The organism is Caulobacter vibrioides OR37, from assembly GCF_000372645.1.
GTDB classification, from domain to species: Bacteria; Pseudomonadota; Alphaproteobacteria; order Caulobacterales; family Caulobacteraceae; genus Caulobacter; species Caulobacter vibrioides_E.
On sequence record NZ_APMP01000020.1, the window covers coordinates 45,697 to 63,399 of the forward strand.

Below are 17,703 nucleotides of genomic sequence, written 5' to 3' on the forward strand. Positions count from 1 at the left end.
CGCTAAGCCTCGACAATGCGCATCGCCATCATCGGGGCCTACGGGCTTATCGGCTCTTACGTGTCAGCGCGGCTCGTGGCCGACGGTCATGGTGTGATCGGGATCGGCCGGGATATCGAAGCAGCGCGCCGTCGCCTTCCCGCTCTGGACTGGAAGCGCGCTGACCTAGCCGATTGCGGCGTTGAGGACTGGACGGCTCTACTAGCCGGCGCCGACGCCGTCATCAACTGCGCGGGCGCCTTACAGGACAGCCCTCGCGATGACCTTAGGGCGGTCCATGTGGACGGCGTCGGCCGCCTTATCCAGGCCTGCGGCATCGCTGGCGTGCGACGCATCGTGCACATCTCGGCGGCTGGGGTAAGCCCCGAACGAACCACCGCCTTTAACGACACCAAGTTGGAAGCCGAGCGCCTACTGGCCCATGCCGCTACGGACTGGATCATTCTGCGCCCCGGCCTGGTGTTCGCCCCGGCTGCCTATGGCGGTACGGCCCTGCTCCGGGGTCTGGCAGGATTGCCGGGCGTCAGTCTCGTGGCGCATGGCGAAAGCCTGGTCCAGGTCGTCGGCGCCGAGGACCTGGCGCTGGCCGTAGCGCGCTGTCTGACCGACGAAGCGCCGACGCGGGTCAGTCTGGATTTGGTTCACGAAGAAGCCCTGAGTCTTGTCGATCTGGTGACGCGCCTTCGCGGCTGGCTAGGCCTGCCGCCGGCCCCGGTCTTGCGCCTGCCCTCCTACCTCGCTCGAGCGACCGCCGCCGCCAGCGACGCCCTGGCCTGGCTGGGCTGGCGCAGCCCCATGCGCACAGCCGCTCTTGAACAGCTTCGGATGGGCGTTCGCGGACGCGCCGAGGACGCCGCGCGCCTGGACTGGAAGCCGCGATCTTTCGACGCTCTGCTCGCCGCCGCCCCATCGGGCGTTCAGGAGCGCTGGTTCGCCCGCGCTTATTTCGCAAAGCCTGCTATCCTGCTCTGCTTGTTTGCGTTCTGGTTCCTGTCGGGAGTGATCGGACTAACCGTCGGCTTCCGCGATGCCGTCGGCGTCCTCACCACTTCGGGCATAAAGGCCGCCCCAGCCACCGCGGCAGTCGTGGTCGGCAGCCTGGTCGACATGACTCTGGCCCTGATGCTGGCCTATCGACCAACCACCGGCAGAGCCTTGCAAGCGATGCTGCTGGTCACGGCCGCATACCTGGTCGGCGGCGCCGTGGTGCGTCCCGACCTGTGGTTGGACCCCATGGGCCCGCTGCTGAAAAGCGTTCCGGCCGGCTTTCTGGCCTTGGCTGCCTTGACCACGCTGGATGAACGCTGATGGACCTCTACACACTGGTCAAGGTCGCTCACGTGATCGGCGCGACGGTGCTGTTGGGCACGGGCGCGGGTATCGCCTTCTTCATGCTGATGGCTCATCGCACCCGCGATCCGGCCTTGGTCGCCCAAACCGCCAGAGTCGTGGTGCTGGCCGATACCGTATTTACGGCCTCGGCCGTGATCCTGCAGCCGATCACCGGCGCTAGCCTGGCCCATCTGGCCGGCTATCGGCTTCTATCGGGATGGATTGGACTAAGTCTGGCGCTCTATGTCGTCACCGGCCTCTGCTGGCTGCCGGTAGTATGGATCCAGGTCCGCCTGCGAGATTTGGCGATCCAAGCGGCTGCGACCGACACGCCGTTACCCGAGCGATACTTCCGGCTATTCCGGCTGTGGTTCGTCTTAGGCTTTCCGGCTTTCGCCGCCGTTTTGGGGATCGTATGGCTGATGGTCGCCAAGCCGTCCTTTTAATGCCCCTACCGCCGGCTGAATTCCTCGAAGCTCAGGACGCCGTCGTGGTTCCGGTCCAGCGCCTCGAACGCCGCGCGGGAGGTCGTGGTGGGACGCGCCAGCGAGGGGACGGCGATGGCGCCGACGGCGAGGCCCGCCAGGGCGGCGACGACGGCGCGCCAGAGAAGGCCGTGCGTGCGCGGCGGCCTGGCGGCCTTGCCCGACAGCTCCTGATCGATGAACACCCGCACCGCCTCGCTGGCCGTGCGTCCCGCTCCATGGCAGCGCGCCATGAAGGCGGTCTTGGTCTCGTGCGGCAGACGGATCTCGAGCACTTCGCTCTTCTTCGGCGGCTTCCGGGCGGTCATGGAGACAAACCTCGCGACGTTCGCCCCCTGACTAGCACCGTTCGCGGCGCGCAAAAAGAAAGCCCGGCCAAATGACCGGGCTGAAAGTCTATAGGGAGGAAACGCCCAGGAAGGGCAGAGGCGCTCGGCGCCTCACGGGTCTCTGATAACGCTAACATTACCCTCGACGCAAGCGATTCCTGCGTGGCGCGGCGCCCTTAAGCATTTTCTGGTCGCCGCGCCCGGTGTCGTCAGGCTTGTTCTTCCTCGTACTGGACCGGCGCGGCCTCGACCGCCAGGCCCAGCTTCTCCGACATCAGTAGCGTCAGCAGAGCCTGCATCACCCCGCCCGAGGCGCCGGCGTCGCCGGCACCCGCGCCTGAGATCTGCACCTTGGGCACCACATCGACGCCGCTGGTCTCCAGGGCCTGGGCGAAGCGCTCGGCCACCTGGCGGGCCAGCTGATAGCGCGCGCCGCCCGAGGCCTCGACCTGGCTGGCGATGGCTTCGGCTTGCGCGAGGCCCACCTTGGTCACCTTCTCGGCCTCGGCGCGGGCCAGGGCCACGACCTTGCCGGCCTCGCCCTCGCCCATCAGCCGGGTCGCGTCGGCGTCGGCCTTGGCCAGGGTGCGGCGCTGCTGGGCCTCCTGCTCGGAGCGGGCCAGCGACGCCTTGCCCTGGTTCTGCTGCACCTGGATCGACAGCTGGCTTTCGGTGATCGCGGTCTGCTGCTTGGCGAAGGCCTCGGCCTCGCGCAGCTCGCGTTCCTTCTGGGCCGCCAGCTTCTGGCGCTCGTAGGTGCCGACCTGCTCGTCGGCGATCTGGCGCTGGCGAAGCTGGGTCAGGATCTTCTCGATCTGGTCGTCGCCCCCTTGGGCCGGACGCGGCGTGCCGATCAGAACCTCTTGCAGTTCAAGGTTATAGGCCCCGAACTTGACCTTCATCTCCTCGCTCGACTGGCTCTGGATCGCGCTGCGGTCCTGCAACAGCTCGATCAGGGTGCGGGTCTGGCCGATGTTCTTGAAGTAGGCGCTGACCATGGGATCCAACGTCTGCTCGACCAGCTTCTTGATGTCGCCGAAGCGTTGGATGACCAACGGCGCCTTGCGGTAGTCGATGTGGACCACGACCGAGACCGGCAGGGTCGGTTCGAACGCGTCGCGGGTGATCAGCGACACCTCGGCCAGGTTCTCGTCGAACCGGTGCGAGCCCACCGACGAGGTCTCCCACTTCAGGATGAAGTTGGTGGTCGGCACCATGGTCACGCGGCCGGCATAGGTGTTGAAGGCGTACTTGCCGGGCAGCAGCGGATCACGCCACACGCCGCGCTGACCATTGGCCACCAGCTCGCCGTGGCGATAGCCCTCGCCCGAGGTGTCGACGCCGCTCTCGCCGGTGTAGGAGACCACGACACCCACCTGGCCAACCTCGACCACGGTCTTGCCGATCCGTTCGACCGTCGCGAACAGGCGGTTGATGTAGTAGGTCCCCTCGACCAGCACCTGCAGCTGACGCCCCTTGCGGCCGCCGGCGGCCAGGAAGCGCTCGGCGTCCTGGAAGCTGTTGTGGAAGGTCGCCGCGTTCGACGGGTCGGCGCCGACCAGCGGGGCGATGATCTCGCCCGCCGGCAGGCCGGGGCCGTCATGGACGGTGATCACGCCGATCTGGTCGTCGGCGTCCTTGATCACCACCGGCTCGAAGCCGCCGCGCTCCTCGATGACCTCGGCCATCTGGGTCAGCAGGCTCTCCTCGGCCCTGTCGAGGCTGAGCGCGAAGGTGCTGTCGCGCGTCACCACCACGAACTGCGCCAGGTTGATGGCGTAGGCGCCCTCGCGCAGGATCTTGCGCTGCGGGCCCTTCTGGCCGCCGGCCTCGAGGAACGCGCGGGCGTCCTGGAAGTCGACGTCGTGCGGATTGGCGGCCAGGGCCTGGTCGGCCTCCAGCGGCGCGCCGTCGCGGGCGAAGACATAGCCGATCCGCCCCTGCGGGATCGTCACCAGCGACTGGATGTGCAGGCGGTACTGGAACGGGAAGAAGAAGTGCAGGCCGCCGCGCAGGACGTCGGGCTGGAAGCCCGCCTCGCCCTTCAGCGCGATCAGGCCGCTGGCGATCGAGCCCTTGCCCGACCACAGCTTCTCGACCACCGCGACGCGGTTGTTGCCGATGTAGCGGATCATGCCGGACGCGGCGACGACCGCCGCGATGAGCACGACGACAAGCGCTGAACCGACCAGCGGTCCAAACGCCAGGATATTGGACATGGAATTAGCCCCTAGGTGGCCGTCCGGAGCGCGATGATCGCGGCCCGTCTATCGGCGGCCGCGTTACATGTATGCATGGCCAAGCCGCGCTCAATCATGAGGCGATCACATCGGATCACCTCGGATCACGGGCGCGAGAGCGGATTAAAACCTGGTAATCCAGGGGAAGGCTTTACGTCCGCGCCGAGAGGCCATAGCAATGTTACCGCTACCGTATTCAACGAACGGTGCGGGGAGAAACGCTCGATGAAGATGTTCACGCGGCCGGCGCTGATCGCGGCGGGCCTGGCCTTGACCCTGGCCTTGCCCACTCACGCGGAAACCCGCTGGATCGGCAGCTGGGCCAGCGCCCAGATCGCGCCCGACGCCAAGAACAGTCTGGCGGCCGAGGACTATCCGAACGCCACCCTGCGCCAGGTGATCCGCCTGTCGATCGGCGGCGACACCGTCCGCCTGCGCCTGTCCAACGCCTTCGGAACCCAGCCGCTGACCATCGCGGCGGCGCGTGTGGCGGTCTCGGCCGACCTGGCGACGGCGAAGATCGATCCGGCGACCGACCGCCCCCTCACCTTCTCCGGGCGGACCACGGTGACTATTCCGGCTGGCGCGGACTACTGGTCGGACCCCGTTCCCCTGAAGGTCGCCCCCCTGACCAGCCTGGCGGTCAGCCTGCGCTATGTCGAGGCGCCCAGCGTCCAGACCGGCCACCCCGGCTCGCGCGCCACCTCTTACGTGCTGCCAGGCGACCATGTGGCCGACGCAGACCTGCCCGGCGCCAAGACCACGGACCACTGGTTCCAGATCTCCAGCGTGGACGTCGCCGCCGACAAGGCCCCGCGCGGCGCCGGCGCCATCGTCGCGTTCGGCGACAGCATCACCGACGGCTACGGCGTCCAGCCCAACACCAACCAGCGCTGGACCGACGCCCTGGCCCAGCGTCTGAAGGCGGCCGGCAAGCCGCTGGGCGTGCTGAACCTGGGCATCGGCGGCAATCGCGTGCTGCGCGACGGGCTGGGCCCGAACGCCCTGGCGCGGTTCGAGCGCGACGTGCTCTCGCAATCGGGCGTCACCCACGTGATCCTGCTGGAGGGCGTCAACGACCTGGGCGTCCTGACCCGCGAGGCGCCCGCGACGCCGGAGGCCCACAAGGCCCTGGTCGAGCAGGTGACCGCCGCCTACCGCCAGATGATCCTTCGCGCCCACGCGCGGGGGATCAAGGTGATCGGCGCGACCATCCTGCCCTATGGCCGCTCGGCCTACTATCATCCGGGTCCCGAGAGCGAGGCCGACCGTCAGGCGATCAACGCCTGGATCCGCGCGCCGGGCCACTTCGACGGCGTGATCGACTGGGACAAGGCCATGACCGACCCCGCCAAGCCCGGCGCGCTGCTGCCCGCCTACGACAACGACGGGCTGCATCCCAACCTCGCCGGCTACAAGGCGATGGCCGACGCGATTCCGCTGGGGTTGTTCTAGACTTTTCTCTTCCTCCGATTTCCCCGGCGAAGGCCGGGGCCCAGATCCATCCGGAGAGTCCGCCGTACCCGCGCCCAAGGCCTCAGCTAAATCCGCCGATACTCAGGGTTCGATCTGGATCCCGGCCTTCGCCGGGAAGGTCGGGATGTTGGTGGGTGTGGCCACCCTTGCGTTGGCCACCGCGGCCCAAGCCGCCTCCAAGCCCGTCATCGCCCTGACCTGGGACGACCTGCCGGCTCACGGGCCGTTGCCGCCCGGCGTCACCCGCGTCCAAATCGCCGCCGACCTCTTGAAGGCCTTCGCCGCCGTGAAGGCCCCGGCGTTCGGCTTCGTCAACGGCGTCCAGACCGAGCGCGAGCCCGACTCGACGCCGGTGCTGACGATGTGGCGCGACGCCGGCCAGCCGCTGGGCAACCACACCTGGTCGCACCCGAACCTGGCCCAGCTGACGCCCGACCAGTTCGAGGCCGAGATCGCGCGCAACGAGCCCCTGCTCCGCGCCCATATGGGGACCGAAGACTGGCGCTGGCTGCGCTACCCGTTCCTGTCCGAGGGCGACACGCCCGAAAAGCGCCTGGCCGTGCGCGACTGGCTGGCGGCCAACCACTATCGGATCGCCAGCGTCACCCAGTCGTTCGGCGACTATGCGTTCAACGCGCCCTACGCCCGCTGCGTCGCCCGAAACGATGAGGCCGCCATCGCCGAGCTCGAGAAGCGCTATCTGGACGGCGCGGCCGCCGTCGCCGACCGGGCGCGGGCGATGAGCCAGGCGCTGTATGGCCGCGACATCCCCTATGTCCTCCTGATGCACGCCGGCGCCTTCGACGCCCGCATGGCTCCGCGCCTGCTGAAGCTCTATCTGGACAGGGGCTATCGCTTCACCAGCCTGGAGAAGGCCGAGCGCGATCCGTTCTACAAGACCGACCGCGACCCCAGCCTGCCGCCTCAGCCGACGACGCTGGAAGACGCGATGAAGGCCAAGGGCCTGCCCGTACCGCCCCATCCGGTGGACTTGGCGGCGCTGGACGGGACGTGCCGATAGCGGTTGCCGCTCCGCATGGGTTGTTCTGCGTCATGCTCGGCATGACGAAAGGCGCTGTTATGGAGCAAGCCGTTAAACGGCGCGTGGCGAGCGGACATGTCGATGGGGCTGTGCGGGGTGGATGTCGGATATCGATACGCTAGACTTCATCACACCCCGGCGGAGACGCTTCATGAACGACCTCATCGGCGCCTTCGAAGCATCGGTTGTTGGCCGCTCCTGCCGCGTCACACGTCGAGAGGTAGACTGGACGTTCGATCTTGGGAATGGGACCATTATTGCTGTCGGTTGCCACTGGCGTTTGATTTCGACGCAGGGCATCGCTCTCACCGACGAGGACGATGGTCACCAATTTGGCTTGCTCAAACCCGTCGACGCGGAGGCTCAGGCCAACGAGCTGCTCGCCGGGGCGACTGTATCCATCGTCGCAGTCGACCGACTGACCTCAGACTTAAGCCTCAGGTTCTCGAACGAATTGCGCCTCGATCTCCTCAACAACTCTTCCGGCTACGAGGGATGGCAGTGCAGTTTCGCTCACGGCGAAAGCAGATCATCGATTGTAGCGTCGAGCGGGGGCGGGCTCGCCTTCTTCTAACGTCCGGCTAGCGTGGAACGTTGCCTTTGCAAGCTTCAGCCCACCTCCGCCATTAGATCGTCAGAGCCAGATGCCTTTCAAGTTCAGAAACGGCGTTCTGCAAATAGTGCCTCAGCTCCACCTTCGCGACTTCCTGCTCATCAGGGGTTAGGTGTTGGATATCGTCGAAGGCGTAGAAGCCGCCGTAAACGTATTCCAACCCTAGCTCCTGTTCAGCGTAAGTTCCTTCTGGGCGGTCTGTAGAACGCCGAGGGTGATGCACTAGGCGCTGATCAGTAAGGCCTTGAAAGCGGTAAAGGACGAGTTGGACGCCTTTCATTAGATCCGCCTGAAGGGCGGCGGCTAGATGCAGGCGTAGACTAACAAGAATGGCTTCATCTCGTTCGACGGATCGCCCTATCAGGTTCACCAGGCTTCGTTCAAACGCGGGAGCAATTTCATCAACGACAAGTCCGGTCTCGCCCGCAAACGCCGCTATGTTGGGATCGCCACGGTCCAAGTCCTTTTCGAGCCATAGCAAACACGCTGCCGCGACGTCGTCGCCGGTCATGAACTTCAGCCGCCAAAGAGCGGCGAGCTCAATCGGCGATGCCATTTCAATCAGAGCGCGGTGATCCATGTCGCCATCCTACATTGGCGTCAGCAGTCCGCCATGGGTCGGCGCCAGTCTCCAGCCCGCATCTAGAAACCCGACCTTCCCGGCGAACGACTGGATCCAGATCGAACCCGCCGACGCCCATCGTTCGGCCCGTCGCTTTGGCGCGTCCCCTCCTGTCGAGCCGGATGACTCTGGGCCCCGGCGTTCGCCGGGGAGGTCGGTATTGGAAAAGCCGCACGAGGCCAAAGCCCCCTCGACGCGCTGTTTCAGCCCCGTAACAACTTCCCTGCTGACAACCTCCACGCTCCCGCTTAGCGTCCGGCGCCATGAAAAAGCCCTCGCTCACGGCGCTCGCGGCCGTTCTCGCCCTCTCCTCGCCGGTTCTGGCGGAACAACTCACCCCGGAACGCATCTTCGCCGATCCCAGCCTGTCGGGCCCGACGGCCAAGGGCGTGGCGCTGTCGCCGGACGGCAAGCGCGTCACCTACCTGAAGTCCAAGCCCGAGGCGGCCAATGTCCAGGACCTGTGGGCGGCCGACGTCAAGGGCGGCGAGCCCTATCGCCTGATCGACTCGGCGGCGCTGTCGTCGGGAAACAAGGAGCTGTCGGAAGCCGAGAAGGCCCGCCGCGAGCGCGCCCGCGTGCAGGCGCGCGGCATCGTCGAATATAGCTGGGACAAGCAGGGCCGCTTCATCCTGGTGCCCCTGGACGGCGACCTCTATCTGGACAGCGTCGCCGACGGCAAGGTCACTCGCCTGACCGAAACCCCGGGCGACGAGGTCGACGCCAAGGTCTCGCCCAAGGGCGGCTACGTCTCCTATGTCCGCGACCAGAACCTCTACATCAAGCCGATCACCGGCGGGGCCGAGACGGCCCTGACCACCGAGGGCAAGGACGCCCTGTCGTTCGGCGTCGCCGAGTTCATCGCCCAGGAAGAGCTGGACCGTTTCACCGGCTACTGGTGGAGCCCGGACGAGGCGCGGATCGTCTATACCCGCGTCGACGAGAGCGGCGTCGACATCGTGCCGCGCGCCGACATCGGTCCGGGCGGCGCCACGGTCGTCAACCAGCGCTATCCGCGCGCCGGGCGGCCGAACGCCGTCGTCGACCTTTTCGTCCGCGACCTGGCCTCCGGCAAGGCGATCCAGCTGGACCTGGGCGCGAAAAAGGACATCTATGTCGCCCGCGTCGCCTGGGCCCAGGACGGCAAGACCGTCTATGTCGAGCGCCTGTCGCGCGACCAGAAGACCCTGGACCTGCTGGCCTTCGACGCCGCCACCGGCAAGAGCCGCGTGGTGCTGACCGAGACCGATCCGCACTTCCTGGAGCTGAACAACGACTTCAAGCCCCTGAAGGACGGCACGTTCCTGTGGGGCTCGGAGCGCGACGGCAACCAGCACCTCTATCGCTACGCCGCCGACGGCAAGCTGCTGGCTCAGATCACCAAGGGCGACTGGCCGGTGGGCGGCGTCGAGGGCGTCGACGAGGACCGCAAGGTCGTGATCTTCGGCGCCTCGATGGACAGTCCGCTGGAGCGCCGCATCTACGAGGTCTCCTATGCCAAGCCCGGCACGCCCAAGGCCCTGACCCCGGGCGGCGGCTGGTGGACGGCCAAGGTGGCCGACACGGGCGGCGCCTTCGCCGCCTCGTACAACGATCCCAAGAACCCCCCCCCAGACCGCGCTCTATTCGGCCGACGGCAAGCGGGTGCGCTGGATCGAGGAAAACAAGCTGGCCGAGGGGCATCCCTACTGGCCCTACGCGGTGAACCTGCCGACGCCGGAGTACGGAACGCTCAAGGCCGCCGACGGCCAGACGATGTACTACGAGATCCTCAAGCCGACGAATTTCGACCCGGCCAAGAAGTATCCGGCCATCGTCTCGGTCTATGGCGGCCCGCACGCCCAGCGGGTCAACAAGACTTGGCAGAGCCCGTCGGAGCGCACCTATCTCGAAGCCGGCTATGTGATCTTCAAGCTGGACAATCGCGGCAGCGGCAATCGCTCGGCCGCCTTCAAGCGCGCCCTGGACCGCCACATGGGCACGGTCGAGGTCGACGACCAGCTGCAAGGCGCCAAGTTCCTGGCCAGCCTTCCTTACGTCGACGCCAGCAAGCTGGGCGTGATGGGCTGGTCCTACGGCGGCTTCATGACCCTGATGCTGATGACGGCGCCGGACACGCCGTTCAAGGCCGGCGCGGCGGGCGCTCCGCCCACCCAATGGGGTCTCTATGACACCGCCTATACCGAGCGCTACATGGGCAAGCCGGACGAAAACAAGGCCGGCTACGCCTATGCCGACATCAACAACCGTCTGGACAATCTGAAGCCCGGCAGCCTGCTGCTGTTGCACGGCATGGCCGACGACAACGTGATCTTCGAGAACAGCACCCGCGTGATGTCGGCGCTGCAGAAGAAAGCCATCCCGTTCGAGATGGCCCTCTATCCCGGCGAGCGCCACAGCGCGCCGGGCAGCAAGACCAAGGGCCTCAGCGTTCTGAAGAAGCACCTGGAGTTCTTCGCCCGCAAGCTGCAAGGCCAATAGGCCGGAACGCCGCCGTCCGCCCGGTCAGGTCTGGGCGGGCGGCGACCTTCCTCCGACATCAGCCGTGGCGGATCTGGCGGCTGACGTGGTTTTCCTCGTGGTTCAGGCGGCGCTGCTCGATCGGCGTGATGTGGCCGTGATGACGGCGGGCGTCGAAGCGTTCCTCGGCGCGGATGTGACGATCCTCAGCGCGCAGCACATGGGCCTCATGCGGCGTCAGGCGTCCTTCGTGGCGCGCCACGGCGATGCGGTGTTGCTGGTGCGCGAGGCGCTCGTTGACCTCGGCGCGGCGCGGGTGATGTCGTTCCCACGGCGTCGCGGCGAAGGCGCCGCTGGCGGCGCCGGCGGTGATGGCCATGGCCAGGCCGGCGATGATGGTCTTGGTGAAGCGCATTGTCCTCGATCTCCGTTCGTACGCCCCTTCAGCGCACGGTCAGACTGCGCCATCGCGTCTGAACGACCGTGGCCGAGACGGTTCACCCGAGGTTCATCGCCGCGCCGACTTTTTGCCGCAGGTCAGAACGCCGAACCGCTCACTATCGTTAATGGCGCCGCACCAAGGGAAAGCGCCATGACCAAGCTCGACGCGGAAGCGATCGAACGGCTGATCGACATCGTCAAGGAAGCGCTGGAGAGCGGACACGCCTCGACGTCCGATCTCGAGGAATGGCTGCTGGCCGCCATCGCCCTGGAAGAGATGGCGCTCGAGGAAGAGGCCGACGCGCGCGAGCGGCGGACCTTCGCGAGTTGGATAGCCCCTGGAACAACAACGCTTCACTGATCCCGCCAAGGTTCGCTTGACTTCCGTAGCGAAAGAAAACGAACCTCGCCGCATGACCGCTTACACCGACCTGATCGCCGCCGTTTCCCAGACCGAAACGGGCTTCTCCGCCTTCGTCACCGACGACTGGAAGCAGGGCCGCACCACCTATGGCGGGCTGTCGGCCGCCCTGTGCGTCGAGGCCGCGCTGAAGACCTTTCCGGACGCGCCGCCGTTGCGTTCGGCCCAGTTCGCCTTCGTCGGTCCAGCGGCGGGCGAGCTGGCAATCTCGGTCAAGCCGCTGCGCCAGGGCAAGTCGACCCTGTTCGTGGCCGTCGACCTGCTGGGCGAGCAGGGCGTGGCCACCCATGGCGTGCTGACCTTCGGCGCGGCCCGCGCGTCGGTACTGTCCTATGGAGAGGTCCCCGCGCCGGCCGTCGCCGCGCCGGAGGATTGCGAGCTGTTCTTCCCCGAGAACCGCCAGGGCGCGCCGCACTTCTCGGCCCAGTTCGAGGTGCGCAAGGCCGGCGGGACGCGACCGCTGGGCGGCGGCGAGCCGGAATATCTGCTGTGGATCCGCCACCGCGACGCCGCGGCCAACTCGTTGTCGGCTCTGGTCGCCCTGGCCGACATGCCCCCGCCCCCGGCCATGGCGCTGTTCCCCCAGCCAGCCCCGATCTCGACCATGACCTGGGCGCTGGACATCACCGGCCTGCCCGGGCCGGACGACGACGGCTGGCGCCTGCTGCGCAGCACGGCCGAGACCATCGGCGAGGGCTATTCCACTCAAGTCATGCACCTGTGGGACCGCCAGGGCCGCCCCCTGGTCCTGGCCCGGCAGAACGTGGCCGTGTTCGCCTAAGACCTCGCTTGGCGAACGGGCAGTTTTAGCCTCATGCTCCCCTCCTTTTCGGCCGCGAGCGGAGTCGCGGTCGCGTCCGGGGGAAACGCCTGATGACCAAGTTCGCCAGTCTCAAGTCGGTGCGCCTGGCCGGCGCGGCCGCCATCGCCCTGCTGGCCGGGGCCGCCCAAGCCCAGAACAGCCCGCCCGGCGCGGAGATGGCGACGGAGGCCTATCTGCGCGCGATCCAGGAAAAGAACCCGGTCCTCCACGCCGTGATCGCGGTCAATCCGCACGCCAAGGCCGACGCCCGCGCCCTGGACGCCGAGCGCAAGGCCGGCAAGATCCGCTCGCCCCTGCACGGCGCGCCGATCCTGCTCAAGGACAATATCGAGAGCAATGACGGCACGGCCACCACCGCCGGCTCCCTGGCCCTGAAGGACAACGTCCCCGGCCGCGACGCCCCGCTGGTCAAGCGCCTGACCGACGCGGGCCTGGTCATCCTGGGCAAGACCAATCTGTCGGAGTGGGCCAATATCCGCTCCAATCACTCGATCAGCGGCTGGAGCGCCGTGGGCGGCACGGTCCGCAATCCTTACGTCCTGGATCGCAGCGCCTGCGGCTCGTCCAGCGGCTCAGGCGCGGCTGTGGCCGCCGGCCTGGCGCACCTGGCCATCGGCACCGAGACCGACGGCTCGATCACCTGCCCCGCCGCGATCAACGGTCTGGTGGGCCTGAAGCCCACCGTGGGCCTGGTCTCGCGCACCCACATCGTGCCGATCAGCCACAGCCAGGACACCGCCGGCCCGATGACCACGACGGTCGAGGACGCCGCCAAGGTGCTGACCATCATCGCCGGCTCCGACCCCGCCGACCCGGCCACCAACGACGCCGACGCCCACAAGACCGACTACGCCAAGGGCTTGTCGAAAGACGCCCTGAAGGGCGTCAAGCTGGCCGTGGCGCGCTTCTACACCGGCTATTCCCCAAAGACCGACGCGGTGTTCGAAAACGCCCTCAAGGACCTGCGGGCCCAAGGCGCGATCCTGGTGGACGTCAAGGACTTCGACGAGGCCCCGATCGGCAAGGCCGAGGGCCTGGTCCTGAACACCGAGTTGAAGGCCGATATGGCCGCCTATCTGGCCTCGACCGATCCGACCAAGGTCAAGACCCGCACCCTGGCCGACCTCATCGCCTTCAACGCCGCCGAGCCGAAGGAGATGGTCTGGTTCGGTCAGGAGACCTTCGAAAAGGCCGAAAAGACCAAGGGCCTTTCGGATCCCGACTACCTGAAGGCGCTCGCCGACTCCAAACGCCTGGCGGGGCCCGAGGGCATCGACCGAATTCTCAAGGAAACCGGCGCGGCCGCCATCATAGCGCCGACCACGGGGCCGGCCTGGACCATCGATCCGCTGAACGGCGACAACTATGGCGGTTCATCCACCACCCTGCCCGCCGTGGCCGGCTATCCGCATCTGACCGTGCCGATGGGGGATGTCACCGGCCTGCCGGTCGGCCTCTCGTTCATCGGCCCGGCCTGGAGCGAGAAGCTGCTGCTGAACCTCGGCTACGCCTATGAGCAGGCCACCCACCACCGCAAGCCGCCGGCCTTCCGCCCCACGGTGGCGCCGTAAGCGCCGGGGCTCAGGGGACCTTGGGCCGGATCACGTCGATCGGCGGCGGAGGCGGCGTGACGCGGCTAGGGCTGGGCGCCGCCGGCCCAGGCGGGCCATAGCGGTACGGCGCGCAGGCCGCCAGGGCCGCGACGGTCAGCGCCGCCAGCAGAATAGGCCTCAGCATCGTTCGCCGCCGAACAGGCCCAAGCCCGCGCGGAAGCAACGGTTTTCGCGGCGCGGGTCCCACACCTCGGTGCGGCCATCGACGCGGGTGAAGCGATAGCGCGCGCCATGATCGTCACGGCCGCTCATCGTCACCTGGCCAGGCCGATCCGAGGTGACCGCATAGGCTTCGCGGCCCAGGCCATCGACCGAGCAGGACGACACCAGGCCCGGCCGGCTGAGATCGCCCGACAGGCCCGCGGCCGAGCCGGTCTGGGCGTTGTAGGCCGCCACGTCCGTGCCGCCGCCGCGCGCGCCGCCCACGAACACCTGAGTGCCGGTCGCGCTGTCATAGGTCATGATGTCGGGCGCCTGACCGGTCAGGGGCGCGCCGCAGACGTCGCGACCGCCGCCGTGGCGGAGCGGCGGGGGACCGCCCGGACCGCGCTGGGCGGAGGCCTGGCCGGCCGCCAGGGTCGAGGCGACGAGGACGGCGGCGGCGAGGCCGCGAACGAACTGGCTCATCTTGGGGCTCCCGGAGGCGGAGGCGGCGCGCCGGCGAGGGCGGCCGGCGGCGCGAGGGCCGCCGAGGCGGCCAAGGGCGCGGGGCCGACCGGACCAGCCGGCCAGTAGGCGTCATAGTCCAGGCGGGCGCGGTCGCGCGGCGTGCGGTACAGCTCTGGCGCCTCGAACCACGGACGGCAGGTCAGCTCGCCGTCGAAGAAGCCGCTGACCAGGGCCTTGCAGCCCTCGGGGCGGGCGTAGATGCGGTTGTCGACCGCCCGGATCTGGCCGCCGGCGTCGGCATAGATGCCCGAGCGCATGACGCCGACGATCTTGTTATTGCCAGCATAGGCGATGCCCGAGGCGACATAGAGACCCACGTCCACGGCCTCCAGCTCACCGTCATTGATGCGTAGGTTGGCGTTCTCGACCGTGACGGCCCAGTCGCTGTCGCGCACCACGGGGCGGATCAGCACCGTCTCGTCGCCGCCGCCGATATAGATCCCGCGCGAGAAGCCGTCGACATAGAGGCCGTCCAGGCTGACCAGCTGCTGGCGGTTCATGCCGCTGATCACGAAGCCGGCCGAGTTGCGGGTGCGCGACGAGCCGGTCCAGTCGCCCAGGCGGACGATGCGGATGTCCTTCAGCCGGCTGTCGTTCGACGTCTCGAAGGCGCCGCCAATGGCGGTGGCGGCGATCTCGACGTCCGAAGCCATGATCGTGCCGGTAGCCTTGACCACCGCCGAGCGGGTGCGGCCGATGAAGACCGCGCTGGCCAGCTCGATGCGGCTGTCACCGACGTCGAAGGCCGAGGCGTCGCCGTCGTAGCGAACCGTGACGTTCTGCAAGGCGATCTCGGTGGCGCGGCCGACGATGCACGAGGCGGATCCAGCGCGGCCAGCCTCGATGCCCAGGCCCTGCAGCACCACGTACTGCACGCCCGAGGCAATGCGAATGCAGGGCTGATCGGGCGGCGCGATCAGGATCGGCCGATTACGGCTGGGCGAATAGTTGCGCGCGACGATCGTCACCGCCTTGGTGATGTTCAGCGACTCGACACAGGCCCCGCCGTTGGTCGAAGTCAGGGTCAGGGTGTCGCCGTCGTAAAGCCGGGCGATCGTGGCCGAGACCTGGCCCGGATAGGCGTAGTCGCAATTGATCTCGCGCGAGACATAGCCGCCGTAGCCATAGCCGCCGCCATACCCCTGGTCGCTGTAACCGTAGCCATAGCCGTAGTTGTAGCCATAACGGCCCACCACGCAGCGGCCGCGCACGCGGTAGTAGCCCCGCGCGCAGGGACGACGCTTGGCGTAGTTGACCTTGCATCCCTGCGAGAGATTGGGCTGGAGCAGAAGACCAAAGCACGGGCGGATCTGCTGGTCGACCTTGGCGTCGGGCGAGGCGGCGGCGCTGTCGGGCGCGGCCGACGCCAGGCCCAGGATCAGGACGGCCCAAAGCGCCAGGAAGCTGCCGAGGCGGCGCATCAGTAGTTCCCTTCGTTATAGGGGCGGCCCCCGCCGCGATCTTGGCCCGGCGCCGGTCCGGCCAGGCCGCCGTCCCGACGGTAATCGTCCGGCCGTGAGGGTCCGCGGTCGTAGTCGCCGTTGAGATACGGACGCGGCGGCAAGCGCTCGCCCGGCGCGCGGACGGGACGAGAGATCTGGGCCAGCAGCTGTTGCAGGCGCCCGACCGACGGCTTGAAGCCGGCCAGGGCGCCGTCGATCTGGTAGACCACCGCCTTGGCGCGATCCTGGTCGGCCACGCCTTGCAGGCCCAGCGAGAAGTAGGTCGACATGGCGTACTTGGCCTCGGCCGAGCCCTGCTTTTCGGCCTCCTCGAACCAGTGATAGGCGCGGGCGTAGTCGCGGGGGACGCCGACGCCCTCGGCGTACATCACGGCCAGCACCAGCTGGGCCTTGGACGAGCCATTGACCGCCGCGTACTGGATCGCCCGCACCTTCTCGATCGGCGACAGGCGGCCGGTGTTGGGGCGACCGATCATGCCCTCGAAGGTCTGGGCGTCGTTGACCGTCAGCAGCCGCTCGTCCGCCACGGGCTTGGGGATGACGCGCAGATAGGCCAGGGCCTCGCCGATGTGGATGAACGGCAGCTCGTTCAGCCGGGCGAGAGCCGTATCGCGCGCCTCGCCCGAGAGGTCCGACTCGTCGGAATGCGGCACGCCCGACTCCGGCGAGTCCGGCGGATAGAACTCGTAGGGCGGAATCCAGCGCTTGGCCTTGCTCTCGACGAACGAGCCATAGGAGGCCCGGGCCGGCGAGGAGCGCTCGAAATCCTTCAGCATGACGTAGGCCGAAACGTCGCCGGTCTGCACCGCCAGATAGTTATAGAGATAGGCGTCGACGTCGTTGCGCTTGAACAGGTCCAACGCCGCCGGCGCGCCCCGCTGGCTGGGCTTGCCGTAGGCCTCGATCGCCTGGAGGTTGTCGGAGGGCTCGCCGAACGGTCCGAAATTGCCGTCGTGGATCCGCGCCAGGGTGCGGAAGCCGTCGGCCCCCTGGGTCGACAGGATGTAGATCACTCGGCCGCGGACCTTCTCCTGTTCCTCGGTCGACATGCGCGACAGCAGGCGGTCCAGGGCGAAATAGGCGGTGCGTCGCTCGAACGCGCGGCAGTCGTCGAAGCGCGAGAGAGCCTTCGACTCGGCGCCCCGGCGCTCGTAGGCCGAGATCGGCGTGTAGCCGTTCGCGTTGGCCAGGGCCGCGGCGTACCAAACGGCCGACTCGACCGGATCCTCGATATTCTTGTCGGCCGCGCGCTGGCCTTCATAGCGCCGGGCCAGCTCCAGCTGAGCGAAGAAGTCCCCCCGGAACCCGCCCTGGCGCAGGGCGCGAATCTCTTGCTGCTGCTGGTTGAATTGACCCGACGCGCCCTGGGCCGCCTGCGGTCGGGGACAGGCGCTGGCGCGCTTGTGGAACCAGAAACTCGGGCCGGTGTCGCAACCGACGAGGGGAATTACGACCGCGGCGACAACCGCGCCCACGGGCGCGCGGCGCAACAGCGCCGCGCGGTTCGCATAGACTGCCCCAGCCGCGTCGCGGAGCCTAAGAAGGCGCGCGATCGCGTCGCCGGCCTCGCGCATGAATCCCCCTTCAGTCGCCAGCCGTTAACCATAAAACAACGATCTCTCATGTGCCCCGGATCGGACACTGTCAAGGTCGCCGCCTCCATCGACCGGTGAA

At 67.8% G+C, this 17,703-nt stretch carries 16 protein-coding genes and 1 pseudogene; 9 read left to right on the top strand and 8 right to left on the bottom strand.

The features are described from left to right. The first annotated feature begins 15 nt into the window (after nucleotides 1-15). The gene (locus tag OR37_RS14405; protein ID WP_004621345.1) at nucleotides 16-1,308 is read left to right on the top strand and encodes an SDR family oxidoreductase; all 1,293 of its coding nucleotides are present in this window, start codon (nucleotides 16-18) and stop codon (nucleotides 1,306-1,308) included. Beyond that, nucleotides 1,308-1,778 (top strand): DUF2269 family protein, encoded by a 471-nt coding sequence (locus OR37_RS14410; RefSeq protein ID WP_004621348.1) that lies wholly within the window; start codon nucleotides 1,308-1,310, stop codon nucleotides 1,776-1,778. Before OR37_RS14405 ends, OR37_RS14410 begins: the two co-directional genes overlap by 1 nt. Nucleotides 1,779-1,783: 5 nt before the next feature. Here OR37_RS14410 and OR37_RS14415 read toward each other — a convergent pair whose 3' ends face one another. Next, nucleotides 1,784-2,125: an EF-hand domain-containing protein gene (locus tag OR37_RS14415; RefSeq protein ID WP_004621350.1), complete on the bottom strand. Its 342-nt coding sequence runs from the start codon at nucleotides 2,123-2,125 to the stop codon at nucleotides 1,784-1,786. Nucleotides 2,126-2,355: 230 nt separating this feature from the next. Continuing rightward, nucleotides 2,356-4,365, bottom strand: a complete 2,010-nt coding sequence (locus OR37_RS14420) for an SPFH domain-containing protein (protein ID WP_004621353.1) — start codon at nucleotides 4,363-4,365, stop codon at nucleotides 2,356-2,358. A gap of 246 nt (nucleotides 4,366-4,611) precedes the next feature. Between OR37_RS14420 and OR37_RS14425 the strand changes: the two genes are divergently transcribed. The 3 genes from OR37_RS14425 (at nucleotide 4,612) to OR37_RS14435 (ending at nucleotide 7,478) form a co-directional block, all read left to right on the top strand. Further along, complete coding sequence (locus tag OR37_RS14425) at nucleotides 4,612-5,841, top strand: SGNH/GDSL hydrolase family protein (protein WP_004621355.1); 1,230 nt, start codon at nucleotides 4,612-4,614, stop codon at nucleotides 5,839-5,841. A gap of 145 nt (nucleotides 5,842-5,986) precedes the next feature. Further along, nucleotides 5,987-6,883: a polysaccharide deacetylase family protein gene (locus OR37_RS14430; protein WP_004621356.1), complete on the top strand. Its 897-nt coding sequence runs from the start codon at nucleotides 5,987-5,989 to the stop codon at nucleotides 6,881-6,883. Nucleotides 6,884-7,055: 172 nt separating this feature from the next. Beyond that, the gene (locus OR37_RS14435) at nucleotides 7,056-7,478 is read left to right on the top strand and encodes a hypothetical protein (protein ID WP_004621357.1); all 423 of its coding nucleotides are present in this window, start codon (nucleotides 7,056-7,058) and stop codon (nucleotides 7,476-7,478) included. A 52-nt stretch (nucleotides 7,479-7,530) separates the two neighbouring features. On the opposite strand, the gene OR37_RS14440 is transcribed toward OR37_RS14435, so the two are convergent. After that, nucleotides 7,531-8,097, bottom strand: a complete 567-nt coding sequence (locus OR37_RS14440) for a hypothetical protein (RefSeq protein ID WP_035017460.1) — start codon at nucleotides 8,095-8,097, stop codon at nucleotides 7,531-7,533. Nucleotides 8,098-8,402: 305 nt separating this feature from the next. Here OR37_RS14440 and OR37_RS14445 point away from each other — a divergent pair. Beyond that, nucleotides 8,403-10,620 (top strand): annotated as a pseudogene (locus tag OR37_RS14445) (DPP IV N-terminal domain-containing protein). Between the two features lie 58 nt (nucleotides 10,621-10,678). Here OR37_RS14445 and OR37_RS14450 read toward each other — a convergent pair. Continuing rightward, complete coding sequence (locus OR37_RS14450) at nucleotides 10,679-11,014, bottom strand: hypothetical protein (RefSeq protein WP_004621366.1); 336 nt, start codon at nucleotides 11,012-11,014, stop codon at nucleotides 10,679-10,681. 177 nt (nucleotides 11,015-11,191) lie between these two features. On the opposite strand from OR37_RS14450, the gene OR37_RS14455 reads away from it, so the two are divergent. The 3 genes from OR37_RS14455 to OR37_RS14465 all read left to right on the top strand — a co-directional run bounded on the left by OR37_RS14455 (nucleotide 11,192) and on the right by OR37_RS14465 (nucleotide 13,855). After that, nucleotides 11,192-11,401, top strand: coding sequence for a hypothetical protein (locus OR37_RS14455; RefSeq protein WP_004621368.1), 210 nt, complete (start codon nucleotides 11,192-11,194; stop codon nucleotides 11,399-11,401). 52 nt (nucleotides 11,402-11,453) lie between these two features. Next, complete coding sequence (locus OR37_RS14460) at nucleotides 11,454-12,242, top strand: thioesterase family protein (protein WP_004621370.1); 789 nt, start codon at nucleotides 11,454-11,456, stop codon at nucleotides 12,240-12,242. A gap of 92 nt (nucleotides 12,243-12,334) precedes the next feature. Beyond that, a complete protein-coding gene (locus OR37_RS14465) occupies nucleotides 12,335-13,855 on the top strand; it encodes an amidase (RefSeq protein WP_004621371.1) in 1,521 nt (506 codons plus the stop codon). A 10-nt stretch (nucleotides 13,856-13,865) separates the two neighbouring features. Here OR37_RS14465 and OR37_RS21855 read toward each other — a convergent pair whose 3' ends face one another. From OR37_RS21855 to OR37_RS14480, 4 genes are read right to left on the bottom strand one after another with little or no spacing between them, the layout of a single operon-like run. Continuing rightward, nucleotides 13,866-14,021, bottom strand: coding sequence for a hypothetical protein (locus OR37_RS21855; protein WP_004621374.1), 156 nt, complete (start codon nucleotides 14,019-14,021; stop codon nucleotides 13,866-13,868). Beyond that, entirely contained in the window at nucleotides 14,015-14,524 is a 510-nt protein-coding gene (locus OR37_RS14470) for a hypothetical protein (protein WP_004621376.1), read from the bottom strand. Before OR37_RS14470 ends, OR37_RS21855 begins: the two co-directional genes overlap by 7 nt. Then, nucleotides 14,521-15,987, bottom strand: coding sequence for a hypothetical protein (locus OR37_RS14475; protein WP_004621378.1), 1,467 nt, complete (start codon nucleotides 15,985-15,987; stop codon nucleotides 14,521-14,523). The genes OR37_RS14470 and OR37_RS14475 overlap by 4 nt, the downstream gene beginning before the upstream one ends. Continuing rightward, on the bottom strand, nucleotides 15,987-17,603 hold the full coding sequence (locus tag OR37_RS14480; protein ID WP_004621383.1) for a tetratricopeptide repeat protein: 1,617 nt from the start codon (nucleotides 17,601-17,603) through the stop codon (nucleotides 15,987-15,989). The genes OR37_RS14475 and OR37_RS14480 overlap by 1 nt, the downstream gene beginning before the upstream one ends. Nucleotides 17,604-17,703: the final 100 nt, after the last annotated feature.